Origin of the sequence: Streptomyces sp. NPDC098781, from assembly GCF_044759995.1 — a bacterium.
In the GTDB taxonomy this organism is placed as follows: Bacteria; Actinomycetota; Actinomycetes; order Streptomycetales; family Streptomycetaceae; genus Streptomyces.
This window is the reverse complement of the sequence record NZ_JBIWAK010000001.1, coordinates 359,141-383,109: the sequence shown is the minus strand read 5'-3', so window position 1 is coordinate 383,109 and position 23,969 is coordinate 359,141. Positions and strand designations below refer to the sequence as shown.

General features: G+C 70.5%; 24 protein-coding genes and 2 pseudogenes. 15 read left to right on the top strand and 11 right to left on the bottom strand.

Going from position 1 to position 23,969, the window contains the following annotated elements; genetic code table 11:
* Positions 1-52: 52 nt before the first annotated feature.
* The 5 genes from ACIQWG_RS01735 to ACIQWG_RS01715 form a co-directional block, all read right to left on the bottom strand.
* Positions 53-1,450, bottom strand: a complete 1,398-nt coding sequence (locus tag ACIQWG_RS01735; protein ID WP_404089123.1) for an FAD-binding oxidoreductase — start codon at positions 1,448-1,450, stop codon at positions 53-55.
* A 264-nt stretch (positions 1,451-1,714) separates the two neighbouring features.
* On the bottom strand, positions 1,715-2,440 hold the full coding sequence (locus ACIQWG_RS01730) for an ankyrin repeat domain-containing protein (protein WP_404089121.1): 726 nt from the start codon (positions 2,438-2,440) through the stop codon (positions 1,715-1,717).
* 232 nt (positions 2,441-2,672) lie between these two features.
* On the bottom strand, positions 2,673-3,335 hold the full coding sequence (locus tag ACIQWG_RS01725) for a sigma-70 family RNA polymerase sigma factor (protein ID WP_404089119.1): 663 nt from the start codon (positions 3,333-3,335) through the stop codon (positions 2,673-2,675).
* A gap of 231 nt (positions 3,336-3,566) precedes the next feature.
* Entirely contained in the window at positions 3,567-4,337 is a 771-nt protein-coding gene (locus ACIQWG_RS01720) for a hypothetical protein (protein WP_404089117.1), read from the bottom strand.
* A gap of 159 nt (positions 4,338-4,496) precedes the next feature.
* Complete coding sequence (locus ACIQWG_RS01715) at positions 4,497-5,111, bottom strand: DUF998 domain-containing protein (protein WP_404089115.1); 615 nt, start codon at positions 5,109-5,111, stop codon at positions 4,497-4,499.
* A 234-nt stretch (positions 5,112-5,345) separates the two neighbouring features.
* Here ACIQWG_RS01715 and ACIQWG_RS01710 point away from each other — a divergent pair, with 234 nt between their 5' ends.
* Positions 5,346-5,816, top strand: coding sequence for a hypothetical protein (locus ACIQWG_RS01710; protein ID WP_404089113.1), 471 nt, complete (start codon positions 5,346-5,348; stop codon positions 5,814-5,816).
* Here the strand turns inward: ACIQWG_RS01710 and ACIQWG_RS01705 are convergent.
* The gene (locus ACIQWG_RS01705; protein ID WP_404089111.1) at positions 5,803-6,207 is read right to left on the bottom strand and encodes a hypothetical protein; all 405 of its coding nucleotides are present in this window, start codon (positions 6,205-6,207) and stop codon (positions 5,803-5,805) included. The two genes, ACIQWG_RS01710 and ACIQWG_RS01705, sit on opposite strands and share 14 nt — an antisense overlap.
* A 141-nt stretch (positions 6,208-6,348) precedes the next feature.
* Between ACIQWG_RS01705 and ACIQWG_RS01700 the strand changes: the two genes are divergently transcribed.
* Positions 6,349-6,537, top strand: coding sequence for a hypothetical protein (locus tag ACIQWG_RS01700; RefSeq protein ID WP_404089110.1), 189 nt, complete (start codon positions 6,349-6,351; stop codon positions 6,535-6,537).
* 12 nt (positions 6,538-6,549) lie between these two features.
* On the opposite strand, the gene ACIQWG_RS01695 is transcribed toward ACIQWG_RS01700, so the two are convergent.
* Positions 6,550-7,773 carry a PP2C family protein-serine/threonine phosphatase gene (locus ACIQWG_RS01695; RefSeq protein WP_404089108.1) on the bottom strand — a complete coding sequence of 408 codons (1,224 nt, stop codon included), beginning with the start codon at positions 7,771-7,773 and terminating at the stop codon, positions 6,550-6,552.
* A gap of 376 nt (positions 7,774-8,149) precedes the next feature.
* On the opposite strand from ACIQWG_RS01695, the gene ACIQWG_RS01690 reads away from it, so the two are divergent.
* Complete coding sequence (locus tag ACIQWG_RS01690; RefSeq protein WP_404089106.1) at positions 8,150-8,713, top strand: hypothetical protein; 564 nt, start codon at positions 8,150-8,152, stop codon at positions 8,711-8,713.
* Between the two features lie 519 nt (positions 8,714-9,232).
* Here the strand turns inward: ACIQWG_RS01690 and ACIQWG_RS01685 are convergent.
* The 3 genes and pseudogenes from ACIQWG_RS01685 to ACIQWG_RS01675 all read right to left on the bottom strand — a co-directional run.
* Positions 9,233-9,475, bottom strand: a complete 243-nt coding sequence (locus ACIQWG_RS01685) for a DUF5302 domain-containing protein (protein ID WP_404089104.1) — start codon at positions 9,473-9,475, stop codon at positions 9,233-9,235.
* Between the two features lie 539 nt (positions 9,476-10,014).
* Positions 10,015-10,146: pseudogene (locus ACIQWG_RS01680) on the bottom strand (GNAT family N-acetyltransferase); the annotation flags it as partial.
* 68 nt (positions 10,147-10,214) lie between these two features.
* A pseudogene (locus ACIQWG_RS01675) lies at positions 10,215-10,298 on the bottom strand (transposase); the annotation flags it as partial.
* A 592-nt stretch (positions 10,299-10,890) separates the two neighbouring features.
* Between ACIQWG_RS01675 and ACIQWG_RS01670 the strand changes: the two are divergent.
* The 6 genes from ACIQWG_RS01670 (at position 10,891) to ACIQWG_RS01645 (ending at position 17,500) form a co-directional block, all read left to right on the top strand.
* Positions 10,891-11,460: a dihydrofolate reductase family protein gene (locus ACIQWG_RS01670; RefSeq protein ID WP_404089102.1), complete on the top strand. Its 570-nt coding sequence runs from the start codon at positions 10,891-10,893 to the stop codon at positions 11,458-11,460.
* 62 nt (positions 11,461-11,522) lie between these two features.
* A complete protein-coding gene (locus tag ACIQWG_RS01665) occupies positions 11,523-12,410 on the top strand; it encodes a GNAT family N-acetyltransferase (protein ID WP_404089100.1) in 888 nt (295 codons plus the stop codon).
* 124 nt (positions 12,411-12,534) lie between these two features.
* On the top strand, positions 12,535-13,188 hold the full coding sequence (locus ACIQWG_RS01660) for a CatB-related O-acetyltransferase (RefSeq protein ID WP_404090757.1): 654 nt from the start codon (positions 12,535-12,537) through the stop codon (positions 13,186-13,188).
* A 72-nt stretch (positions 13,189-13,260) separates the two neighbouring features.
* Positions 13,261-14,187 carry a virginiamycin B lyase gene (locus ACIQWG_RS01655; RefSeq protein ID WP_404090754.1) on the top strand — a complete coding sequence of 309 codons (927 nt, stop codon included), beginning with the start codon at positions 13,261-13,263 and terminating at the stop codon, positions 14,185-14,187.
* Positions 14,188-14,230: 43 nt separating this feature from the next.
* Entirely contained in the window at positions 14,231-14,578 is a 348-nt protein-coding gene (locus ACIQWG_RS01650; protein WP_404089099.1) for a YciI family protein, read from the top strand.
* A 192-nt stretch (positions 14,579-14,770) separates the two neighbouring features.
* Positions 14,771-17,500, top strand: a complete 2,730-nt coding sequence (locus ACIQWG_RS01645; protein ID WP_404089097.1) for an AAA family ATPase — start codon at positions 14,771-14,773, stop codon at positions 17,498-17,500.
* Positions 17,501-18,136: 636 nt separating this feature from the next.
* On the opposite strand, the gene ACIQWG_RS01640 is transcribed toward ACIQWG_RS01645, so the two are convergent.
* Positions 18,137-18,559, bottom strand: coding sequence for a secondary thiamine-phosphate synthase enzyme YjbQ (locus ACIQWG_RS01640; RefSeq protein ID WP_404089095.1), 423 nt, complete (start codon positions 18,557-18,559; stop codon positions 18,137-18,139).
* A gap of 123 nt (positions 18,560-18,682) precedes the next feature.
* Here ACIQWG_RS01640 and ACIQWG_RS01635 point away from each other — a divergent pair, with 123 nt between their 5' ends.
* The 6 genes from ACIQWG_RS01635 to ACIQWG_RS01610 all read left to right on the top strand — a co-directional run bounded on the left by ACIQWG_RS01635 (position 18,683) and on the right by ACIQWG_RS01610 (position 23,949).
* Complete coding sequence (locus ACIQWG_RS01635) at positions 18,683-18,766, top strand: putative leader peptide (protein ID WP_313884353.1); 84 nt, start codon at positions 18,683-18,685, stop codon at positions 18,764-18,766.
* 128 nt (positions 18,767-18,894) lie between these two features.
* Positions 18,895-19,833: an ABC transporter permease gene (locus ACIQWG_RS01630; RefSeq protein ID WP_404089093.1), complete on the top strand. Its 939-nt coding sequence runs from the start codon at positions 18,895-18,897 to the stop codon at positions 19,831-19,833.
* Positions 19,806-20,597 (top strand): ABC transporter ATP-binding protein, encoded by a 792-nt coding sequence (locus ACIQWG_RS01625; RefSeq protein ID WP_404089091.1) that lies wholly within the window; start codon positions 19,806-19,808, stop codon positions 20,595-20,597. The genes ACIQWG_RS01630 and ACIQWG_RS01625 overlap by 28 nt, the downstream gene beginning before the upstream one ends.
* Positions 20,598-20,621: 24 nt before the next feature.
* Positions 20,622-21,665, top strand: a complete 1,044-nt coding sequence (locus ACIQWG_RS01620) for an ABC transporter substrate-binding protein (RefSeq protein ID WP_404089089.1) — start codon at positions 20,622-20,624, stop codon at positions 21,663-21,665.
* Between the two features lies 1 nt (position 21,666).
* On the top strand, positions 21,667-22,812 hold the full coding sequence (locus ACIQWG_RS01615; protein WP_404089088.1) for an LLM class flavin-dependent oxidoreductase: 1,146 nt from the start codon (positions 21,667-21,669) through the stop codon (positions 22,810-22,812).
* A gap of 51 nt (positions 22,813-22,863) precedes the next feature.
* On the top strand, positions 22,864-23,949 hold the full coding sequence (locus tag ACIQWG_RS01610; protein WP_404089087.1) for an NAD(P)-binding domain-containing protein: 1,086 nt from the start codon (positions 22,864-22,866) through the stop codon (positions 23,947-23,949).
* The last annotated feature ends 20 nt before the right edge of the window (positions 23,950-23,969 follow it).

The following is a 23,969-nucleotide window of genomic DNA, read 5'->3' as shown; positions in this document are numbered from 1 at the left end:
TGGGGACCCTACCCCAGGCCGTGCACCCGGGTGAACGACGGGGTGAAGGGCATCATCCGGCGGCCGGCGGGATGTTCTGGTTGGCGTGGAAGAAGTTGTCCGGGTCGTAGGTGTGCTTGGTGGCGGCGAGCCGGTCGTAGTGACCGCGGTAGGTGGCCCGGACACGGTCCGTGCTCTCGCCCTCGCCGAGGAAGTTGATGTAGGAGCCGCCCATGGAATACGGGTGCAGCTCGCTCCAGTAGTCGACGCTCCACTGCCGGATCCGCTCGGCGTTCGCGGGGTCCGGGTCGACCCCGGCGATCACCCCGGACCACGTGGCGTCCCGGTACGCCCAGGCCGTGTCGTCGGCGCCGGGCTCGTGGGCCGCGGCGTCCACGGGGTACAGGTGCATCAGCGACAGCTCGGTGGGCAGGTTCTCGCCGTACTTGCGGTGTACGTCGATCGAGGCGTCGGAGATCTCGTCGAAGAAGTCCCCGCGCCAGTACCACTGGTAGCCCTTCGGGATGAGCGTGTCGAACATGCCTTGGAGGGCGGGGTAGGGCATCGGCGTGGTGAAGTGGAAGGCGGACGGCGCCGGTTCGTTCACCGGGGTCAGCGCCTGTTCCAGGCCGTCGCCCGACAGGTCGCCGGTGTAGCACCAGACGACACCGCACATCTTCTGCCCGTGGATCGGCTCGGGGAACGGCGGCCCGGGCGGGATGGTGAACAGGGCGAAGAAGCCGTTGAGTTCCGGCGGAGCGGCGGGCAGGAACTCCCGGTACCAGCGCAGCACTTCCGGGGTGCGGTCGACGGGCCACACCGTCACCGCGACGCCCACCGTGCCGACCGGGTGCAGCCGGAAGGTGAACGAGGTGACAACACCGAAGTTCCCGCCGCCGCCCCGCAGTGCCCAGAACAGCTCCGGGTGCTCGTCCTCGGACGCGGTGACGAAGGTTCCGTCGGCGAGGACGACATCGGCGGACAGCAGGCTGTCGATCGTCAGGCCGTACCTGCGAGTCAGATGACCATGGCCGCCGCCGAGGGTGAGGCCGCCCACGCCCGTCATCGAGATGATGCCGGTCGGCACGCCCAGGCCGAAGGTGTGGGCCGCGTGGTCCAGGTCGCCCAGCTGCGCACCGCCGGCCACCTGCGCGGTCGTGGTGCCCGGGTCCACACGCACCCCGCGCATCGTCGACAGGTCGAGCACGAGCGCGTCGTCCGCCAGGCACAGACCGGGTCCGCTGTGGCCGCCGCCGCGCACCGTGAACTCCGCTCCGGTGTCCCTGGCGACGGAGAGAACGGTTCGCACATCCGCCACGTCCACGCATTGCGCGATGGCCGCGGGACGCCGGTCGATCATGGCGTTGTAGATCCCCCGCGCCTCGTCGTAGCCGGGGTCGCCCGGCGTGATGACAGGTCCGCGCAGCGCCTCGCGCAGGCCTTCCAGTGCTGTTCCGTTGATGCCGCCCATGGCCGGCTCCCTGAAAGTGAGGACGGCGAGCCGCGGACGGATGACGGCGCCTTACGTCCGGGCGGGCTTGCGGGGGCGTGGTGCGCGGATCCGTTCGCACCTCGTGTCGGTCTGTCGACGTGTCGATGTCGGCAGGGCGGACCGCCCCGCCGTGACCCAGTCTTCACCCGTGCGCGGGGGGCCGCACGTCGGCGGAGCGTGCGGGTCTTCGCCGGGCCGCACGGTTTCACCGACGGGCCGACCCCGGGCCGTACGCGTCCGTCGTCAGGCCAACTCCCCTGCGGACTTCGCTCCCTGCTCGCGCAACCATGCGACCAGCGTGTGGTGATTCTCGCGGTGGGCGGCGTCCAGCGGAGTCAGCCGGTCGTGGCCGATCCAGTTGAGGTCACCGCCCGCGCGCAACAGGTAGTCGGCCGTCGAACGCTGCCCGCCGTGGCAGGCGCACCACAGCGCGGCGGTGACCTCCTCGGCGGCCGGCCGGTCGGAGTCGGAGGTGAAGCGGGCGGCGACGCGGTCCAATTCGCCGAGGGCCGCGGCCTGCCACAGGGTGGTACGGGCGCCGCGTGCCACCAGGCGCCGTGCGCACTGCCACTGTCCGAAGGCCACCGCGTCCGCCAGTGGTGTGCCGTCGCCGATCACACCGCCGTCCGCCTCGATGTCCGCGCCCAGGTCGAGCAGTGCGTCCAGCACGGGCACGTCGTCGCAGCTGGCCGCCCAGTGCAGCGGGGTCTCGCGGTGTGCGCCCGTGAACCTGGCGTTCACATCGGCGCCTGCCGCGACCAGCGCGGTCACCGTCCGAGGGCCGTCGGGCAGGTGGCCGGGCCAGTCGGTCACGATGTGCAGCAGCGTCCGCGTGGTCCTCGTGTTGCCCACCCGTGCCGTCGCCAGTCCCGGATGCGCGGTCAGCAGATCCCGCAGCGCCGCCACGTCACCGGTCCGGATCGCCTCCACGACGGCACGGGCCAGCGGGGCGGTCGTGTCGATCAGCATCCAGTCACCTCCCAGGTCCTCTCCTGGATAACACGGGACACTGACAACGCCGGTGGCGCACCGCCCTCGCCATCGTCCATGCTGCGGCCAACTCACGTGAGCAGGGCCTCAGTTGATCGACCCTCTCCGGGGGGGGACGCGAACGTCGTTCCGGCGCGCGCAATCGTGCACTGCGACCGTCGGGGCGAACCCGGTGCCGGTTCCCGGCGGGGAACCGACACCGGGTTCGTGGTCAGGCGGCCACAGCAACCGCTTCGGCCTCCGCCACGGCGTCCGCCTCGGCCTCCGTGAGCAGCTCGGCGAGGGTCGCCCGAGCGCGCGCCACGCGTGAGCGGACCGTCCCGACGGGGCAGTCGCTCATCTCGGCCGCCTCCGCGTACGGCAGACCCGCGAGCTGGGTCATGACGAACGCCTCGCGACGCTCGTCCGGCAGCGCGTCCAGCAGGTCCAGCAGCGCGATGCCGTCGTCGAAGCCGGGCAGGCCGGTCGGCTGGGCGCGTTCCGCCATGAGCGTCCAGTCGTCGGTGTCGCACAGCCGTGGCCGGGCGGCGGCGTACCGGTGGCTGTCGATCACCGCGCGACGCGCGATGGACAGCAGCCACGCGCGCGCCGAGGAGCGGCCCTCGAACCGGTGCAGACTGCCGAGCGCCCGCAGGAACGTGTCCTGCGCCAGGTCGTCGGCGGCCTGCGGATCGGCGGAGAGATGTGCCACGTACCGCACTACGTCACGGTGCAAGGAGCGGACGAAACGGTCGGCGGCGTCCGGGTCACCGCCGCCGGCGGCCAACGCCCACGCGGTCGTCGACTCGTCGCCGGCGGCCGTTCTCGACGTGTCGTCCGCCATCGTGTGCCTCACGCGCGTGGCGCGCGAGGACGGCAGAGCAGGAGTGATCACCTGAGTCCTTCTCGGGTAGACCGGACTCGGCCACGGCGGCGGACGCGACGGCGTCACCACCGGGCGCCGGGGTACGGCGGTGCGCGACGGATCGGGCACCGCCGGACCGCGCGAGTCCGGGAAGCAAGGGTTACGGCCGTACGGCAGGTACGGCCGGGGCCCGAAGGGCACGGTCGGCGTCGACGAATCGTGTCCACGTCGTGGCCGTGCGGCCTCGGGAAACCGGCTGTCTCAGACGACAGCGATCCTTGCCGGAGGCCCGCGAGAGGTGATCGTGTGAACGAGCGGCAGCAGGCGTGGTGCCCGGTCGGAGCGTCCGCGCCGTGGCCTGAGGCGGGGGCGGTGCGGCGGTTCGGGCAGGGTGAACGCCAGCCGCAGCGGCGCGGCCAGCCAGCCGGCGACAGCCCGCAGGATGCGGAACGCGGCACGCTCACCGTGGCCCAGCCATAGGCCGCACAGCAGCGCGGCCAGGGTGTGGGCGGCGAGCATGCCGAACGATGAGGTCCCGGTCATGTCGTGGCCCATGGCTGTGTGGCCGGCATCCATGTGGGCCATGCCTGTGTGCGCGGCGCCCATGTGGCCGGAGCCCATGTGGCTCATGCCCATGTGCTCCGCACCCACGTGAGCCATGTCCATATGCCCCGCACCCATGGTCCCCGTAGAACCCATGGAGTTCATGGAATTCATGGAGCTCATGGACCCCATGTGGGTCGGCATGACTCCCATGCCGACCTGCGCGGTGGCGGCGAACGACTGGGCGAACTCGAAAGCCGTGTGCAGCCCACCCTGGGCCACGACCACGACGGACACGACCAGCCCGAGTCCGCGCTCTCGGCCCGCCAGGCACCAGCCGGCACCGGCCGTCACGAGCACACCGGCCGCCAGCGTCCACCACGGGACGCTCGCGCCCGACATCAGCACGTGGCCGAGGGCGGCGAGCAGCACACAGACGGACGCGAACACCGCGGCCCGTATCGTGCGCACACCCCACCCAGCTGTCATGACGGCCCTCATCCTCGCATCCTGGGCCCACTCGTCACGGAGGGGTACGCACAACACCCCTGCACCGCACTCAAGCCCAGAAGAGTGATACAGGACACATCGGCACTAGGGAACCGGGCGCGCCCACCCACCGCCTTCCAGGGGAGTGGTTTCCGGACCTCACATGCGATTCCGTTCGGCACGAAAACCGTCGGTGTATCGATGCCGGAGACAAGAGGCGACGACCACGAAGGGCCACACGGACTGAATGGCCGTCACGAGGCGTTCGGCGACGCCGGCCGGTCCGTCCTGCTGCATCTCGAGCACGAACCAGGCAGCACTGAGCAGCATCAGGACCGTCGCCGTGACAGAGGGCACGACCCGAAGCGCCCAGGGTCCTGCGCCCCGCCGATCGGCGGCCAGCACCGGCCATACGGCGAGCAAGGTGAAGCCGACGGCCGCGACCGCACCGTGGCGCAGGGACCCCCCGCTGCTCGGCGGCGGGATCATCGCCACCACGAAGGCCGCCACTCCCCCGGCGCCGAGCGCCACCCGCCCCGGCAGCGCGGCGGCACGCAGCCCCAGAGCGGTGAACAGGTGGCAGAGACCCAGGGCGGCCAGCGCCGCGGTCATCACCCAGAAACCCGCAGCACCGTAGGACGCCAGGGCACTGATCGTCTGCCTTGCCGGGTCGTAGGCGGGCCCTTCGAGCTGCGCCGCGATCGCCCAGCCTGCGATCAGTACGACAGGCGCACATCCCGACGAGAGCAGGGCCCATCTAGGCACAAGTCGCATCAGACAACCGTAAAACGCGTGAAACGGATGCACGGTCAGCTACACGCGGCGACGTACGGAAGCGGAAGCCACGCATCCCGACACCGACACCGACAGCGACACCGAACGCACCTGCGAACATCGTACGGATCAACTGCAAACGCCACGCCGCGCCACCCCTTCCGGCGCATAGAAATATCCATCAGCATGAGGGGCCCTGAACGGGCAGGGAACCGAGATTGCTGGGGGTAGGACATGCAGCGCGCGATGGGGAAGCAGGCCGTCGAGTGGCTCGCGGCGGCCGCGGCGGATCCTCGCTGGTGCAAACGACAGTGGGACCGGGGCGCGGACGCAGTGCTGCTGGAGGCGGGGCGGCTGTGGGACGTGCTGAGCGTGCCCGAGCAGCTGGGTCTGAGCACGCTGGATCTACTGGGGCGCGCGAGACGCATCGCGCGCGGACCGGTCCTGATGAACAGCGGTGCGCGCCGGGTCGGGTTCTTCGTCCCGCCCGCCGTGAGCACCGAGTGGGCGGGCGCCGGCGTCCGTCATGTCGGCAGGGGGGCGTGGGTCGCCGCCCCGCCGCCGTACCAGGCCGGCGGCTGGCGGCTGGAGTGGCTCATGCCGCCCGACGGAACCGGAGCCTTGTACGACCCCGACGTCATGCGGCTGGCGCTGCGCGAGGCGGGTGGCGCGCTGACCGCCACGGTCGGCGTCAGTCGATCGTGAGCGGATCGGCGACGCCGACGCGTCCGCGGCTCGCGCTCCCCTCCCACACGAACATCGGCCCCGGCAGGCCCCGGGGCACGACGACGGCCGGCACATGGCCGGGTTCGTCGGCGTACAGCGCGCGGGCCGGGCCGTTGTCGACGGCCGGTGCGAGGCCGGCACAGGGGCCGACCGCCCAGGAGGTGACCGCCTGCCCCTGGCCCTCGGGCGCGGTGACGCCGTCCCACGCCGTGTCCCGGCGCCCGGGGACCGCCCGCCCCTGGGCACGCCACTCGGCGACCAGCGCCGCGTAGATCGACGGCTGACCCCGCACACCGGTGACCGGTACGACGTACGACACGGGTGCGGCTTCGCCTCTCAGGACGCGCCGCGCCGATTCAGAGCTGTCCATGCCGGGGCAACGCCGGGGTGTGCGCCGGTGGTACGCCGGCCACCCCCGCTACCACCCGGTCGAGTGAGCCGGTCCCCCGGATGGAGTCATGGCGCGCTCGAACCACACCACCCCTCCTCGAACAAGACAGGATCCGCTTGCATGGACCGGAACGACAGTGACGACCCCGCCGCCTGCCCATGGTGCGACGCACTGCGCGAGGCGAGCCTGCCACCGACGGCGCTGCCGACGGTGCCGTCAGAACGACGACGGCACGACCCCTATGTGTCGGGCGCACAGTACGACGGCGACTATGTGTCGGGCGCACATTACGGCGACGAAGCCTGGTGAGGCCGACACGGTTCACAGACTTTCGCCGGCACCACGCAGCGCTCGCTCGTGCAGTTGGGCGGCGAGGACTGCGACGTCGTCCTCCGCGTGCCGGGCGTCGAGGCGGGCCAGCACGGTGTCGATGACTTCCTCGACGTCGGCGGTGGGCTCGAAGCCGACGCCGGCCAGCCGGTTCAGGGACTGGTCGATGTCCTCCCCGCGGTGCTCGACGAGCCCGTCGGTGAACAGCACCAGCGTCTGGGCCGGGCTCAGCTGGAAGGTGGCCGGCTCGTAGCCGCCGAAGCCCGTGCCCAGGGGTGGGCCGACCGGTACCGGAAGCAGGGTGGTGGCGCCCTGCTCGTCGATCACGGCCGGCGGCAGATGGCCGGCGCTGGCCAGGGTCACCTGGCCCCGGTTGGGGTCGACACGGGCGATCAGGCAGGTGGCGGGCCGGCGGTCCGGATCCGCCGCGGCGCTGTCGTCGAGCTGGCGCAGCACGCGGTGCGGCGGCAGGTCGGCGGAGGCGATGTAGCGCAGTGAGGAGCGGTACGCGGTCATGTCGACGGCGGCTTCGATGCCGTGTCCCATGACGTCGCCGACGACGAGCAGGGTGCGGCCGAAGTGCAGGCGGACGGTCTCGCACCAGTCGCCGCCGACCAGGGCGCTCTGTCCGACGGGCATGTAGCGGATGGCGACGTCCAGGTTCGGGTGCGGTCGGCCGGGCTCGGCGAGCAGCGCTCGCTGGAGGTTGCCGACGATTCCTCTGACCTGCTGGTGTTCCCGGGCGTGCCGGATGTGGGAGGCGGCCCGTTCGGCGAGGACACAGAGGAACTCGGCGTCCGCGGGGGTGAACGCCGCCCCGTCGCGGGCGCACACCAGTCCGCCGTAGGCATGTCCGTCGGTGCTGAGCGGCACGCAGAGCGCCGGTCGGGCGCCGCGGGCGGAGACGTGGGAGATGGGGGCCGCCGCCTCCCCCAGCGCGTCGGCCTCCCGCGCGGCGGCGATGGCCCACTGGACGCCGGGCAGCAGTGCCGGGTCACCGCTGACGGCCTCGTACTCCGCTTCGGTCTCGCGGTCCAGGGGCAGTACCGCCGCGGTGCCGCCGAACTGGCGGACCACCTCGCGGGTGAGTTCGGCGCAGGTGGCGTCCTCGTCCAGTGTGGTGCCGATCCGGGTCAGCACGGTGCGCAGCGCGGCGAGCCGGGACGGCACGACGAGGTCCTGCTCGGGTACGCCGCCGGAGGCGACGGTCCCCACCGTCGACGGTCTATGAAACGACTGGAACCAGCGCACCACACCAAACACCCTAAAACGGTGACAAACCTTCACTGGTAACGCACAGGCTGGGCGGCGCCCGGCACATGCCACCGAGGCAGGCCGAGCGCAGCGCGAGCACGGACAGGGTACGGGTGGTGACACCGCGGGCAAGAGCGGCGCCGGGCGGACCCGGCGCCCGCGCCCGGCCCCGGCGTACTCCGTCAGCACGGGGGCGCACGCCCTGCTACCTGCCTGTTTGGCGCGCGGGCGCTCGCCCCATACGGGGAATTGGGCTCCCCCCGTATGGCCGCGACACCGGGCACCCGGTGCACTAGGGCATCAACCGCGCGTCAGCGCACCACAGGGAGGCTCTTTCATGGCACTCACGGAGTGGACGAAGTCGATGGAGTGGCTGGCCGCGGCTTCGGAGGACCCCGGCGCCTGCAAGCAGGAGTGGCAGAACGGCAGCACGGGCGTCGCGCTTCTGGAGGCCGGGCGGTTCTGGGACGTGCTGATCGTGCCGGAGCAGCTGGGGCTGAGGGTCGCCGATCTCCTGGAGGAGCTGCCGCTGCTGGAGCCCGGCCCGTGTCTGCTGGACACCCGGCGCCGGCATGTGGGCTTCCTGCTGCCTCCCGAGCCGCAGACCGTGTGGATCGGCACCGGCGTCCGCCTGCTGGGCTCGGGCACCTGGATCGCGGCTCCCGCGCCGCACTGCCGCTGGGGTGCGTTGCGCTGGCTGGTCCCACCGGACGGCGCCGGCAGCCTCCACATGCCGGAGGTCCTGGAGGTGGCCCTCCAGCGCTGCGCGGACGAGCTCTCCCGCCTCCAGGGACACGGTACGCCCACGGCTCACGGCCCGACCCTGCCGTCGGTCGAGGCGGCGCCCGGAGGTCCCCAGCTGGTCCGCCAGTGCGGGTCGGGGGAGCGCGTACGGCCGTGACGGACGGCGGGGCTGTGTCCGGCCCACGTCGGCGGTGAGGCACCCGCGCCTCTCCGATCGGCCCGGGAAGCTCAGCCCAGGAAGCTCAGCCGAACCTGTCGGTCGGGGTTGTCCTGGTTGGTGTCCGCCAACCTCCGTTGAGGCAACCCTCAGCGTAGACGGGCTCTTGCCCGGGAGAGAGCAACTGCCCACAGGGCCGCCCCGAAGGAGCCGGTCCCCTCCGCTCCGGCCCGCCGCACCGTGCCCAGCCCCCTGGCTCACTCCAGCAAGGGCACGCCAGGCGGGCGACACACGCCGCTTACTCTCGGACAAGGCAGTGCCCTCATCCCGGAATTCCAGTTCGGCGGCGCCACCGACCCGAGCCAACCGCATCTGGGCCATTCCTCCCAGACGAGTCCTCCGGCTACGCCCCGCCCGCGACGCGCGCACGGGCATGCGCACGTCGCGGGCCACAGCACGGGATGCGTGAGTCGATAGCGCGAGTGCCGGTGAAGCGGTCAGATCGCGGGACTCATCGACTCAGCCGCCGCTCTTGCGCCTGAACGACCGCTGGCTCGCAGCCGGGCCGTGCGCCGAACGCACCTTCGACGCACCGGACTTGGCGGCAACAGCAGCGGCATCCGCCTGCGCACCGCGCTTGCGCGCGAGGGCTTCGCGGAACTTGCGCTTGAGGTCGTAGTTGCCGTCGCTGTCCGGCTCCAGAGGGGACGTCTCGGGGGCAGCCGGCTCCGAACCTTCCGTAGATACGGGCTCTGCGGTCATGGTGACCTCCTGGGTTCGGGGGGCAAACACAGCTTGTCATGCTGGGCGCAGTTCGAGGCGCCGGCAACATCATCCTGCTCCGTTTCGGCGGGCATCCCTCTCGCGGCCAAAAGCGTTGACTTCGTAGGTGAGGCACACAGGACGGCTTCGGGCCGGGCCGAGGGTCGTCGATCCCGTGGCCAGGCTGCCAGGGCAACGACTCTCAGCCGTTGCGACGCACGAGGGCGGCCCTGCGGGCCTCGGCGAGCTTGCGGGCCTCGCCCGCCTTTCGGGACTTGCCGCCGGCGCCGCGGGAGGTGTCCCTGCTCGAGCGCTGCCGCACGAGGCCCATTGCCGACGTGACAACGGTTCGCACGCCGTGGATGTGCGGCCATGGGAGTGCCGGAGGCGAGGGAGTCGCCGGGAGAGGCCGCTCGCGCAGACGATCCCCCCGTCAGGGCAGAGGCCGACGGCACCCACGGAGCGCGCGGCGTCCAGCGGCTCCTGCATGCCGGCCACCAGGCAGGCGAAGCCGGTGCCCCGCCAACCGGCACACCGCGTCATCCCGAAGGAATGCGAAACTCGAATTCGGGACGGTCCCACGGTACGGCGGGCGGGTTCGCGAACGCGGTCCGGGTGCGCACCGCAGCGACGCGGTGGTAGAAGTCCTCGGCGGGAGGGTGCGACAGGCCGCGGACGGTGCTACCGCACGCCCTTGAGCCCGGCGGGACCGGTCACGTAGGAGGTCGTGGACCTGTTGCGTGGTGTCATCAGCCTCCCACTTCGCGTAGTAGTCGTAGACAGTCTTGTACGGCGGGAAGTCGTGTGGCAGGTACTCCCACGGGAAGCCGGTCCGGCCGTCGAGGAATCACAAGCCCTGCAACGACCCACTGACACCCTGGTCACCCGACTCCAGACAAGGGCAACGCCAACCAAGATCAGATGCCCTCTCAGAGGCGCTGCTGGCCTTGAATGAGCGGAGTTACTGCGCTTCGGGTACGAAGCCGGTCTCAGCGATGAAGCTGGTGATCTCGGCGACAGCGAAGCCAACACCGTCGATCTGCTCCCGCCCCCGCAGGCACCGCTACGCGGTGCCACAACAGCGTGGTCCGCGTATGGGCCACTGCGCCAGCGACCCAGCGAGGCTGAGGAGAACTCGCGGAATGCCGCACACACCGAAGCTGCACGCCGTCGCAGCCCGCCACACACCGAGGCTCCGCCGGCGCGCCCCGGCTACAACGAAGCGACTGCGGGTTGGGCCGGTCGGGCATCAGGGAGACTTGCCGGGGCCGGCCTGCTGGTGTCTCTACTGATGCCACGCCACATTTGTCGCCTGCGCGGTGGGTCACGTTACGTCGCGGTGACCGATGCCCTCCTGAAACAGGGTGCCTAGTGTCATCTCGTCCCTGGTAGCAACGGATCGGAATCGGACCCGCATGCGTCTGCTCACGTACTCCATCGGCTGCAGTGTTGACGGCTTCATCGCCGGTCCGGACGGACAGTGCGACTCTTCCGGCTTCGACGGCGACCTCAAGGCCGCGATCCTCGCCGAGTACCCCGAGACCATCCCGGACCACGTCCGCAGGTCGCTGGGTGTCGTCAGCACAGCCAACAGGAGGTTCGACACGGTCGTCATGGGGCGCGGTGCCTACGAATCCTTTCTGGCGACCAATGTCACCAGCCCGTATCCCTACCTGTGGCAGTACGTGTTCTCCTCATCCCTCGAACAGCCCGCTCCCGGCGTCGACGTTGTTGCCGGCGACCCGGCGGTGTTCATCCGCGGACTGAAGCAGCAACCGGGCAGGGGCATCTGGCTGTGCGGCGGCGCGGTGCTGGCCGGGCAGTTGCTGGGGGAGATCGACGAGCTGATCGTCCACCGCTACCCAGTGGTCTTCGGCAAAGGCATCCCCCTGTTCCACACCTCATTCGGCCCTGCCGTCTTCACACTGACCGGCTCCCGAATCTTCACCACCGGCGCGACCGTCACCACATACACCAAGCAGTAGGAGCACCCGTGTTGTTTCGCCCAACGACTGAGACCGATCAAGAGCGCATCGTAGAAGTGATCGTGGATGAGCCGGTGGGCTGGATCGGCGCCGACCGCTACCTTGCCGAGATGCGGCAGGGAATGTACCGCCCGGAGTGGACCTGGATCGCCGAGGACGACGGGCAGGTATGGGCCAGAGCCCTTTGGTGGGGACGGGCGGACAGCGCTCACCCCGTCGCACTGGACTGCCTGCACGTGGACCCCGCACTCCCCGACCGGGCGCAAGTGGCAGCCGAGCTGCTGAGCACCGGGCTGCGGGCCTTCGCCGACCACGGTGCGCCGAGACTTCCCCTGTACAACCTGACGCTGCCCGTCGGCTGGCGTGACAATCCAGCCGCAGCGGCTGCCGTGCGCTGGCGGCGCCAGGCCGCCGTAGCGGCCGGGCTCACCCACGAGGTGGAACGGCTGCGTCTGGAGTGGACACCCGATGCCGGCCTTGCCCGTGCCGAGGGCCGGCTGGCCTTCGCCCCGGCGTCGGACGAGGAGTTCCTCCAGCTGTTCCGGAGGGTAGCCGTCGGTAGCCTGGACGACGAGACCCGCAGAAACATCGCGGCCAAGGGCGCCGAAGCCACCGCCCGCGACGAGATGGACTTCTACCTCGGTAGCCCCGGCCGGCGCGAGTGGTGGCGACTGGCGCACACCCCCGACGGGCAGGTCGTGGGGCTTGCTCTCCCGTCCGCGACGCCGTACGCCCGCAACGTCGGCTATCTGGGCGTCGTGCCCGAGTTCCGCGGCCGCGGCTATGTGGACGATCTCCTGGCCGAGATCACCCGCGTCCACGCGGACAGCGGCGCCGAGCTCATCACCGCCACCACCGACACCGGCAATGCGCCGATGGCCGCGGCCTTCGCCCGCGCCGGCTACCGGACTTCGGAGATCCGCCTGATCTATTCAGCGCCGGTGGCGTGAAGGCCTGGGGCGACACATCCAGCGCACCGGACGATCAGCACACTGCAGAACAAGCGCCACCTCACGCGGCGACGCAGTTGCCGTCTCATACCGACCACCGGCCCCACTGATAAAGGACGTTGCGCTGTCTCCCGATCCGACCACCGTGCACCCGCTGCCGGCGCATGACCGTGTGGTGTTCCTTCGACCGTTGATCACCTCACCGAAGATCGTCGTAGGCGAGTACACCTATTACGACGATCCCGAGGGTGCGAGGGACTTCGAGCATCGCAACGTGCTCTACGCCTACGGGCCGGAGCGTCTGATCATCGGCAAGTACTGTGCCATCGCCGCGGGCACCAAGTTTCTGATGGCGGGCGCCGAACATCCGACGATGGGGGTGTCCACGTTCCCCTTCACCATGTTCGGCGGCCGGTGGGCCGAACAGACCCTGGACATCGTCACCGTCATGCCCAGCCGCGGCGACACCGTGGTCGGCAACGATGTGTGGTTCGGGCACCAGGTGACGGTGATGCCCGGCGTGCGGATCGGAGATGGTGCCATCATCGCGGCCGGCGCGGTAGTGACCGCCGACGTCGCCCCTTACACGATCGTGGGCGGCAACCCGGCCCGGCCGATCCGGCAGCGCTTCGCCGATGCCGACATCGAGCGCCTCCTGCACGCCGCATGGTGGGACTGGCCCGCCGACCTGGTCACCGAACACACCCGCACCATCTTGGCGGGGGCCCCGGCCGAGATCGAAAGTATCGGCAAACAGCTTGGACAGAGCGGCAGTTGAGGACGGACCCGCCGGACCCCAGGTCTCATGGGGTGGGAGGGCGCACATCGTATGGAGAGAAGTGAAAAGTTGATGCCAGTGTTCATCGAGGAGTTCGCCGTAACCGATCGCGCGAGCGGCCCCTATGCGCTCACCACGGTCCCGGACGGGGCGCTGTGGTTCACCCTGGTCCACTGCGGAGGGATTGGGCGGCTTGTGCCCGGAGAGGAGCCAACGATCCATCAACTCGATCCGGAGTGCGGGCCAACGATCATCACTTTGGGGCCGGACGGCGCGTTGTGGTTCACCGAGCACCGGGCACACCGCATCGCTCGGATCACGCTTGACGGCAAGGTGACGGAGTTCGCACTGCCCACGGCTGAATGCGGGCCGTTCGGGATCGCCGCCGGGCCGGATGGGGCACTGTGGTTCACCGAGACCAGTGCCGACCGGATCGGCCGGATCACCACCGACGGCCAGGTGACCGAGTTCCCGCTGCCGATATCCGGGGCCTTCCCCTCTGCGATCACCGCCGGCTCCGACGACGGGATGTGGTTCACCCTGAACCAAGCCGACGCGATTGGGCGCATCGGCATGGACGGAACCATCACGCTCCACGATCTCCCGACTGAGTCCGCCGCCCCGGTGGGCATCGCAGCCGGGCACGACGGGGCGCTCTGGTTCGTCGAGATCGGCGCCGGGCAGATCGGCCGGATCACCGCCGATGGCCTGATCACCGAGTTCCCGCTGCCCGACCGCACCTCCCGACCGCATGCCATCACCCCCGGCCACGGTGGCACATTGTGGTTCACCGAGTGGGCCGGCAACCGCGTCGGCTCCATCACCCCCGACGGCATCATCACCGTGCACGACCTGCCAACCGACGGCTCGGAGCCGCACGGCATCACCCTGGGCCCGGACGGAGCCCTGTGGACAGCACTGGAGTTCGGCACACTCGCCCGAATCACCGCGCCCCAGACTCCGGCGGCCCAACTGGGCCTCTCGGCACCTTCCGCGTAACAGCAAGTGCAGACGACGCAGCACACCACAAAGGGAGACGCCCATGAAGTACGCGCTCGTGATATTCGAGACCCACGAGTCACGCAGCGGGATCAAGTCTGATCGGGCCGCCCACCGAAAGGCATACGAAACCTGGATCGGTCAGATCGCGGCGGCAGGCAAACTGATCAGCGGCGATGCCCTCGCAACCGATCCCCCCACCGCGGTAACCGTGCGCAAGGCGACCGACAGTGCCCCCACCGTGGCCGAGGGGCCCGCGCACGCCGGTGAGGAGACCCTTGGCGGCTGGTTCGTCATCGACGTGGCTGACCGTGCGGAAGCCGTAGAACTCGCCAAGGCGCTCTCCACCCCCGAGACGGTCGAGATCTGGCCGCTCCTCGAAACCGCCTGAGCCGCACCGCCGACACGCGAGAACAGGGGGAGCACCCCGAGGGCGCACACAGGGAGGCTGATCCCTGCGTACCCGCCCGAGGGCCGGTGGCCCCTGCTCGGTTGTCCGTTGCCGACCTCACCGCCGTCCTCGCATGCGTTGCCGTGACCACCATCGCCGGGGACATCTCCCCGGACATACAGTGGTGATCATGTGCTCGGTCGCGGCGGGCACGCGGACCGGGGCGGGGAGTGTGCGGTGCAGGGACGTCAACAAGAGCGGCGACATATCGAACGGATGCTCGCCGACGCCCACCGTGGAAAGAGCAGCGCCCAACTCCTGCACGGTGAGGCCGGCATCGGCAAAACCACCCTCCTCGAGCACGCGGTCGCCCGCGCGGAAGGCATGGGCGTGCTGAGGGTCGAGGGCATCGAGTCGGAGATGGAGCTCGCCTTCGGCGGGCTCCATCAGCTTTTCCTGCCGCTGCTGGACCTCATCGACCGGCTTCCCGCACCCCAGGCCGGGGCCCTACGGGCCGTCTTCGGCTTGAGCGACGAGACCGTGCGTGATCGTCTCACCATCGGGCTCGCCACGCTCTCACTGCTCTCCGAGGCCGCAGCGGAGAGTCCCCTGCTGTGCCTTGTCGATGACCTGCAATGGATCGACCAACCGTCCGCGGACGCACTGACGTTCACCGCCCGGCGGCTACGGGCAGAAGGCATCGCCATGCTCTTCACCACCCGCGACATCGCCCCGGAGAGCGGATCAAGGGCACTGCCCCGAGTACACGTCACCGGCATCGACCGGCGGTCGGCCGTGGCGCTGCTGCCCGGCCTTGCGCCCCCCGTCGCCGAGCGGATCATCGACCAGGCCCAAGGCAACCCACTGGCGCTGCAAGAACTGGCCGCCGCCCTGACCCCGGCACAGCGGGCCGGACAACTGGGACCGCTGGCGCTGCCAGATGCGCAGCTGACGCCGCCGAGCCGGCTGCAGGCCGCGTTCGCACAGCAGCTCCGCCGCCTCCCCGAGGCCACCCAGCGCATACTCGCGGTAGCCGCCGGCGACGACACGGGGGACCTCCCCACGGTGCTGGCGGCCGCGGACCGCCTCGGCGGAGAGCTCGGGGATCTGGAGCCCGCCGAACGCGCCGGACTGATCTTCGTCTCCGCACAGAAGCTGCGATTTCGGCACCCCCTCATCCGGTTCACCGTCTACCAGCAGACCCCGCTCGCCCGGCGGCTGGCACTGCACCAAGCATTGGTGGCAGTGCTGGACGGCACGCAGCACGCGCACCGACGCGCCTGGCACCTGGCCGCCGCCACGACCGGACCGGATGAGCAGGTCGCCGCAGAGTTGGAACGGGTCGCCGTGTGGGCGGGCAGCAGGCAGGCAATGGCGTCCGCCTCCGCCGCGTACGAGCGAGCCGCCCACCTCACCGCCGATACACAGCAACGCGCCCGCCGGCTGATCAACGCCGCGCAAAAGGCGAGCGAGGCCGGCCAGGACGAACGGTGTCGCCACCTCACCGAACGGGTGCCGCTGCCACTCCAGGACCCGGGCATGGCAGCGGACTTCGCCCGCGTTCGCTCCGTGGTCGAACTGGGCTACGGCAGCCCCGGTCAAGCCGCCCGCATCCTGGCCGACTGCGCCGACACGGTCGCCGCCGACCGCCCCGACAAGATCGCCCCGTTGCTGACCGACGCGATCCACGCGGCTTTCGCCGCCGGCGACCCAGCCCTCATAGCCGAGATCAGCGTCCGTACGCCCCTCCTCCCCGTGCTGGCCGTACCCGCCCAACTGCTTGCCGGCAACATCCCTGGCGCACGTCGGACACTGGACGATCTAGTACGGGCCGGTCGGCTCGCCGACAGCGCGCTCATGGACCGGTTGATGACCGGCATCTACTGCCATCTGGTCGCCGACCACGCGGCCGCACACGAGTTGGCCGTCGCCGGGGTCACCCACTGCCGCGAGCAGGGCATCGGCGGATGGTTGCCCACCACGCTGCATCTGCGCGCCCAAGTGGAACTGGCGCTCGGCCGACACGACGACGCGCACGCACATGCAACCGAAGCACTGAGGCTGGCCGATGGCTACGACCTCGACCACCGAGCCGCCCACCTGCGCGCCCTGTTGGCGCTCCTCGCCGCCGTTCGAGGGGATGAGCCGAAGGCACAGGACTTGGCCGACCAGGCACTGGACTACACCCGTCCCCGTGATGTCGGACGAGCCACGGCGGAAGCGCTGTGGGCGCTGGGGCTCCTCGACCTCGGCCTCGGGCGAGCCCAGGCCGCGCTGGAACATTTGACCGCGGCCCGGCAGGCGGCGGGTCACCCCCTCCTGGCGCGCCCCCTGTTGCCCGATCTGATCGAGGCCGCCGTTCGCGCCGGCCACCAGGAGCGTGCGCAGGAGCCCGCGCAACAGCTCACGACATGGGCGGCCGACCTCCAGCAGCCCCACTTCGCGGCGCAAGCCCGCCGATGCGCGGCCCTGACCAGCCCGGACACACAGGCCGAGCAGCATTATCTGGCCGCCTTGGACTTGCACGACGACGGCAGCGACTTCGACCGGGGCCGCACCGAACTGCTCTACGGCGAGTGGCTACGCCGCTCGCGACGCAAGCTCGACGCCCGCGATCACCTGCGCACCGCAATGGAGCTCTTCGACGAACTAGGCACACGGCCGTGGGCCCACCGGGCACGCACAGAACTGCAGGCAGCCGGCGAAACCCACGACCCGGCCGAGGCCCCCGACTCACCCATGAGCCGCCTGAGCGCGCAGGAACGCGAAGTCGTCCGGCTTGCAGCCACCGGGGCCACCAACCGCGAAATCGCCACGCAACTGTTCCTGAGCCCGCGCACCGTCGGACACCACCTGTACCGCGCATTTCCCAAGCTGGGCATCAGCTCACGATCGGAACTCGCCGACCTGCTCGCTTCCTGACATCACGCCCACGTTGCCGGACCACGTTCAGCTCGGCATCGACGAGGACCTTGAAATACCCCCGCACGAACCGCGCTCGTGCTCAAGTCCACCGCCGACACGGCGTGCGAACCTCACCCACCGGATGTGTTGAGTCGTGAACGTGTTGCGATCCGCAGTCGCTCTGAGAAGCGACCGCCACCACCGCACAGACGACGACGCCAGCAACCGGACATATGTTGCGATCCTCAGTGGTCCCGGTTCCCCAACGGCTGCAACTTGCATGCCCGTTCAGGCTCAACCCGCGGACGCGGAGATGGGCACCCGGACACTGCGCTCACTCAGCTCACGCCGCGATGCTTCGGTGACGCCGGCACCAACCGGCGACTACTCAAGGGCCGAGCGGCGCAGCTCAACTTCGTCTCCGGGCACCGCCTCAGCGTTGTCCAGCGCAGCAAGTGCTGGGCGCAGGGCTCTCACCGCAGTGTTGTCACGGGCGCGCATCGCTCCCGGCAGTGCCTGACGCCTATGAAAACGTAGAGACGTACCTGCGACCTTATGGCGGCATCCCCGGACCCACAACGCGATGTACGTGCAGCACCAGACCTCCCGCCGGGCGCTACACCCCTGACAAGATCGCGAAGTCGGACTCGAGTACTAGCCGAGAAAGCTCAACCGAACTCGACGTTCCGTGTTGCTGGTGTTTGTATCCACCAGGCACACCGACTGCCAGGTCCCCAGCTCCAGCCGCCCGCCCACCACCGGCAGCGTCGCATGGGGCGGGACGATCGCCGGGAGGACGTGGTCGCGGCCGTGGCCGGGGCTGCCGTGGCGGTGCTGCCAGCGGTCGTCGGCGGGCAGGAGGGTGTGCAGGGTGGCCAGGAGGTCGTCGTCACTGCCGGCGCCCGTCTCGATGACCGCGACCCCGGCCGTGGCGTGCGGCACGAAGATGTTCAGCAGGCCGTCGCGGCCGGCCGCGGTCTCCCGCAGGAAGGCCTCGCAGTCACGGGTGAGGTCCACGACCCGCTCCGAGGAGCCGGAGGCGACGTTCAGAACTCGAGTGGTGAAGGTGTCTGACATGCCCTCCATCCTCGCCCATACGCCGCAGTTCACACATCAGGCGACGATCGCGGCGTGATACGCGAGGTCCACTTCGCGAGACACCGTTGACCATGACCGCGCCATCTGGCTACTTTCTGCGGCATGTTGCGTTCAGCCCTGCTCACCACGCGCGGTCACATCGACCTGCTGCGGGTGGCCTCCGCCGCGTGTCGCCGCGGCCGCTGACGCCCTTCCCCTCGCTCACCCCTTCCGCTTTCGCGGCATCGCCCTGTCCGCACGCCCGACCTCCGTGTGAGGCGAGGTGGCGCGCAGGCGCGCATCCCACCGGTCGCTGACCATTCCGTGGAGCATCCATGAGCATCAGCCATGCCCCGCCCAGCTCTCCCGAGCCGGATATTTCGGCTATATCAGGTGACGGCGACGACCTCACCAAGTCCACCCAGTCCGCCTCCGTCGCCGACCACTCCGACATCGACACCCCCTCCCCGCCCGAGCTCGAATCCCTCGTCGGCACCTCTTCCCGCCGCACTCGTGTCCCCCGCTGGCTGCGCCGCACCGCCGGCCCCGTCCTGCTTCTGATCCTGTGGCAACTGCTCAGTGCCACAGGCGTGTTGACCGCCGACGTCCTCGCCTCACCGGGTCGTATCGCCCAGGTGGCAGGTGATCTGATCACCGACGGTTCACTGCCCTCGGCCATGGGGACGTCCCTCCAGCGTGTCGCCGCCGGACTGGCGCTGGGAACCGCCGTCGGGACCGCACTCGCCCTGGTCTCCGGCCTGTTCCGGATCGGCGAGGACCTGGTGGACGCGCCCGTGCAGATGCTGCGGACCGTGCCCTTCGTCGGGCTGATCCCCCTGTTCATCATCTGGTTCGGTATCGGCGAGGCCCCCAAGGTCGCCATCATCACGCTCGGTGTGACCTTCCCGCTGTACCTCAACGTGTACGCCGGTATCCGGGGCGTGGACGCCCAGCTGATCGAGGCCGGGGAGTCGCTCGGGCTGTCCAGGTGGGGGCTGGTGCGGCACGTCGTGCTGCCCGGTGCGCTGCCGGGAGCCCTGACCGGCCTGCGCTACTCGCTCGGCATCGCCTGGCTCGCCCTGGTCTTCGCCGAGCAGGTCAATGCCGACTCCGGCATCGGCTTCCTCATGGTGCAGGCACGGGACTTCCTGCGGACCGACGTGATCGTGGTCTGCCTGATCGTCTACGCCTTCCTCGGCCTGCTCGCCGACTTCATCGTCCGCTCCCTCGAAAGGCTGCTGCTGCAATGGCGACCGACGTTCACCGGCCGGTGAACCCTCAGGCCACACAGGCCACACAGGCCACACAGGCCAACCAGTCCACGAAGGCTGTGCAGGCCGTGCACGTGGCGGGCCTGACCCGCTCCTTCGACGGACGTGCCGTGATCGACGGACTCCAACTCGACGTCCACAGCGGTGAGTTCGTCGCACTCCTCGGCCGCAGCGGCTGCGGCAAGTCCACCCTGCTGCGCGTCCTCGCCGGCCTCGACCGCGACATCGAGGGCACCGTCCTGGTGCCGCGCCGCAAGGCCGTCGCCTTCCAGGCGCCACGACTGATGCCGTGGAAGCGGGTGTGGCGCAATGTGCTGCTCGGACTGCCGGGAAAGCCGGCCCGCGCGGTCGCCGAGCGGGCGCTCAAGGAGGTCGGCCTGGACCACCGTACGAATGCCTGGCCCAAGACCCTCTCCGGTGGCGAGGCCCAACGCGCATCCCTCGCCAGGGCGTTGGTCCGTGAGCCAGATCTGCTGCTGCTCGACGAACCGTTCGGCGCGCTCGACGCGCTCACCCGGATCAAGGCACAGCGCCTGGTGGGCGAGTTGTGGCAGCGGCGCGGCTGCGCGGTCCTGCTCGTCACGCACGACGTCGAGGAGGCCGTGCTTCTGGCCGACCGCGTCCTGGTGATGGACGGCGGGGTGATCGCGCACGAGCAGCGCGTCGCACTCGACCGCCCCCGCGACATCACCGACCCCCGGTTCGCGGAACTGCGCGCCGACCTCCTGGAGCGACTCGGCGTGGGCAACGCCGCCGAAGCCGCCTGATCACCCCTCACGGAACGGAATCCCATGCGACGACGCCTCATGCCCGCCCCGCCGCTACCCCCGCTCGCACTCCTCCTCCCCCTCGCGCTCCTGGTCACCGCCTGCGCCGGGAACTCGGCGGCCGGCACCTCGACCGACATCGACGGCCACGGCAGCCTCACCCTCAACGTCGGTGACCAGAAGGGCGGTTCGGAGGCCGTCCTGCGAGCAGCCGGAGAGTTGGAGAACCTCGACTACAAGATCAAGTGGTCCACCTTCAGCTCCGGGCCACCCCTGCTGGAGGCCGTCAACGCCAAGGCCGTCGACATCGGCGGTGTCGGCAACACACCGCCGGTCTTCGCGGCCGGCGCGGGCTCGAAGATCACGGCGGTCGCCGCCTTCAAGGGCACGTCCCGGGGCGACGCGATCCTCGTGCCGAACGACTCGAAGCTGACGAAGCCCGAGCAGCTCAAGGGCAGGTCGATCGCCGTGGCACAGGGCTCCTCCGCCCACTACCAGCTGGTCGCCAGCCTCAAGAAGGTCGGGCTCAGCCTGGACGACGTCGAAGTGAAGTACCTCCAGCCCGCCGACGCCCTGGCCGCGTTCACCACCGGCAAGGTCGACGCCTGGGCCGTGTGGGACCCGTACACCTCACAGGTGCTCTTGTCCCGGCGAGGCCGGGTCCTGACGACCGGCGACGGGGTCACCAACGGCCTGAGCTTCCAGGTGGCGGCCCCCGCCGCGCTGAAGGACAAGGAGAAGGCCGCCGCCGTCGAGGACTATCTGCGGCGGCTGCGGCGCGCCACGGCGTGGGTGCACGACCACCAGGAGGAGTGGGCCAAGGTCTGGGCGAAGGACACCGGACTGCCGTACGACGTGGCGTTGGCCTCGGTGAAGCGGACCAACGCCACCCGGTTCTCGGTCGCGGTCGACAAGCCGCTCGTCGCCTCGGAGCAGGAGATCGCGGACACGTTCACCGAGCTGAAGCTCATTCCGAACAAGGTGGACTTCGGCGACTTCGTCGACACGCGCTACAACGGCGACCTGCCGCCGTCGACCACACCGGCCCGCACCTCGGAGGGTTCCTGACATGACCGTGCGTCTTCACTGGTTCCTGCCCACCGGCGGCGACGGCCGCACCCTCGTGGACCGGCACGCGTACGCGTCCAACCACGACGGGAAGCCGAGCGGCGTGCGCGCCCCCGACATCGACTACCTGGCCCAGATCGCCAAGGCCGCCGAGCGGTTGGGTTTCGAGGCGGTCCTCACGCCGACCGGCACCTGGTGCGAGGACGCCTGGCTGACCACGGTCGCGCTGGCCCAGCACACCGAACGCCTGAAGTTCCTGGTCGCGTTCCGTCCGGGGGTGATCTCCCCGACGCTCGCCGCGCAGATGGCGGCGACCTACCAGCGGCTCACCCGCGGGCGGCTGCTGCTCAACGTCGTCACCGGCGGCGACTCGGCCGAGCAACGCCGGTTCGGTGACCACCTCGACCACGATCAGCGGTATGCCCGTACCGACGAGTTCCTGTCCGTCGTACGCGGGGTGTGGCGCGGTGGGCCGTACGACTTCCACGGCGAGCACTACCAGGTGGACGGCGGGCTGGCCGCGCTGCCGCCGGATCCGGTGCCGCCGCTGTTCTTCGGCGGGTCCTCGGCGGCGGCCGGGCCGGTCGCGGCGCGGCACGCGGACGTCTATCTGACCTGGGGCGAACCGCCGGCGCAGGTGAAGGAGAAGATCGACTGGATCCGGTCGCTGGCCGAGCGGGAGGGCCGTACGGTCCGCTTCGGGATCCGGTTGCACACCATCTCCCGGGACTCGTCCGCGGATGCCTGGTCGACCGCGAACCGGCTGCTCGACGACCTCGACGCGGACACGGTGGCCGCCGCACAGGCCGCGCTCGGTCGCAGCGAGTCGGTGGGGCAGCGGCGCATGCTCGCGCTGCACGGCGGCTCCCGCGCCGACCTGGAGATCCACCCGAACCTCTGGGCGGGCGTCGGCCTGGTCCGGGGTGGTGCGGGGACCGCGCTGGTCGGCAGCCATGCCGAGGTGGCCGAGCGGATCGAGGAGTACCACGCGCTGGGGGTCGAGCACTTCGTGCTGTCGGGTTATCCGCATCTGGAGGAGGCGTACTGGTTCGGGGAGGGGGTGATTCCCGAGCTGGCGGCGCGCGGGCTGCTCGGCGGTGCTGCCACGGAGGACTCGGTTCCGCTGCTGGTCGCGGGCGGGCGCTGAGGTCCGCCGCCTCGGGGGAAGATCCGCGCCCCCGAGGCGGTTGGTAGAAGCGTGAACAATGCTGAGGCGGTCAAGGAAGTCGACGTGGTCGTCATAGGCGCTGGTCAGGCAGGCCTGTCCAGCGCCTACCACCTGCGGCGCACCGGTTTCGAGCCGGACCGCGACTTCGTCGTCCTCGACCACTCCCCCGGCCCGGGCGGCGCCTGGCAGTTCCGGTGGGGGTCGCTGACGTACGGCAAGGTGCACGGGATGCACTCGCTGCCCGGCATGGAACTGACCGACGCCGATCCCGGGCGACCCTCCTCGGAGGTCATCGCGGAGTACTTCGACTCCTACGAACGGACCTTCGACCTGCGGGTGCGGCGGCCCGTCGATGTGCGTGCCGTGCGTGAGGGGCCGGACGGGCGGCTGCTCGTCGAGAGCTCGGCGGGGACCTTCTCGACACGGGCGCTGATCAACGCGACCGGCACCTGGGACCGGCCGTTCTGGCCGCGCTACACGGGTCAGGAGACGTTCCGGGGGCGGCAGTTGCACACCGCCCAGTACCCCGGGCCCGAGGCGTTCGCGGGCCGGCGGGTCGTGGTCGTCGGCGGTGGGGCCTCGGGCACCCAGCATCTGCTGGAGATCGCCCCCTATGCCGCTGCCACCACCTGGGTCACCCGGCGCCCGCCCGTCTTCCGCGAGGGCCCCTTCAGCGAGGACGTGGGCCGGGCGGCGGTCGCGCTCGTCGAGGAGCGGGTCCGGCAAGGGCTGCCACCGAAGAGTGTGGTCTCCGTCACGGGCCTGCCCCTCAACGACGCCGTCCGGCAGGGGCTCGCGGACGGGGTCCTGGACCGGCAGCCCATGTTCGACCGGATCACACCGGACGGAGTGGAGTGGAACGACGGGCGGCATGTGGAGGCCGACATCATCCTGTGGGCCACCGGCTTCCGCGCCGCCATCGACCACTTGGCCCCGCTGCACCTGCGCGAGCCGGGCGGCGGCATCCGGGTGGAGGGGACGCGCGCGGTCGCCGATCCCCGTGTCCACCTCGTCGGCTACGGCCCGTCCGCCAGCACGATCGGCGCCAACCGGGCCGGCCGCGCGGCCGTCCGGGACATCAGGCGACTGCTGGCCGAGGAACCGGTGGCGGCGTGACCCGCCGACCCGGACGGGCC

Bases quoted from the DNA above. Each gene is read 5' to 3' on its own strand.
- ACIQWG_RS01735 (WP_404089123.1), bottom strand. From the start codon at position 1,450: ATGGGCGGCATCAACGGAACAGCACTGGAAGGCCTGCGCGAGGCGCTG.
- ACIQWG_RS01635 (WP_313884353.1), top strand. From the start codon at position 18,683: ATGTTGCGTTCAGCCCTGCTCACCACGCGCGGTCACATCGACCTGCTG.
- ACIQWG_RS01720 (WP_404089117.1), bottom strand. From the start codon at position 4,337: ATGACAGCTGGGTGGGGTGTGCGCACGATACGGGCCGCGGTGTTCGCG.
- ACIQWG_RS01685 (WP_404089104.1), bottom strand. From the start codon at position 9,475: ATGACCGCAGAGCCCGTATCTACGGAAGGTTCGGAGCCGGCTGCCCCC.
- ACIQWG_RS01620 (WP_404089089.1), top strand. From the start codon at position 20,622: ATGCGACGACGCCTCATGCCCGCCCCGCCGCTACCCCCGCTCGCACTC.
- ACIQWG_RS01715 (WP_404089115.1), bottom strand. From the start codon at position 5,111: ATGCGACTTGTGCCTAGATGGGCCCTGCTCTCGTCGGGATGTGCGCCT.
- ACIQWG_RS01615 (WP_404089088.1), top strand. From the start codon at position 21,667: ATGACCGTGCGTCTTCACTGGTTCCTGCCCACCGGCGGCGACGGCCGC.
- ACIQWG_RS01630 (WP_404089093.1), top strand. From the start codon at position 18,895: ATGAGCATCAGCCATGCCCCGCCCAGCTCTCCCGAGCCGGATATTTCG.
- ACIQWG_RS01690 (WP_404089106.1), top strand. From the start codon at position 8,150: ATGGCACTCACGGAGTGGACGAAGTCGATGGAGTGGCTGGCCGCGGCT.
- ACIQWG_RS01670 (WP_404089102.1), top strand. From the start codon at position 10,891: ATGCGTCTGCTCACGTACTCCATCGGCTGCAGTGTTGACGGCTTCATC.
- ACIQWG_RS01640 (WP_404089095.1), bottom strand. From the start codon at position 18,559: ATGTCAGACACCTTCACCACTCGAGTTCTGAACGTCGCCTCCGGCTCC.
- ACIQWG_RS01710 (WP_404089113.1), top strand. From the start codon at position 5,346: ATGCAGCGCGCGATGGGGAAGCAGGCCGTCGAGTGGCTCGCGGCGGCC.
- ACIQWG_RS01650 (WP_404089099.1), top strand. From the start codon at position 14,231: ATGAAGTACGCGCTCGTGATATTCGAGACCCACGAGTCACGCAGCGGG.
- ACIQWG_RS01625 (WP_404089091.1), top strand. From the start codon at position 19,806: ATGGCGACCGACGTTCACCGGCCGGTGAACCCTCAGGCCACACAGGCC.
- ACIQWG_RS01705 (WP_404089111.1), bottom strand. From the start codon at position 6,207: ATGGACAGCTCTGAATCGGCGCGGCGCGTCCTGAGAGGCGAAGCCGCA.
- ACIQWG_RS01730 (WP_404089121.1), bottom strand. From the start codon at position 2,440: ATGCTGATCGACACGACCGCCCCGCTGGCCCGTGCCGTCGTGGAGGCG.
- ACIQWG_RS01655 (WP_404090754.1), top strand. From the start codon at position 13,261: ATGCCAGTGTTCATCGAGGAGTTCGCCGTAACCGATCGCGCGAGCGGC.
- ACIQWG_RS01700 (WP_404089110.1), top strand. From the start codon at position 6,349: ATGGACCGGAACGACAGTGACGACCCCGCCGCCTGCCCATGGTGCGAC.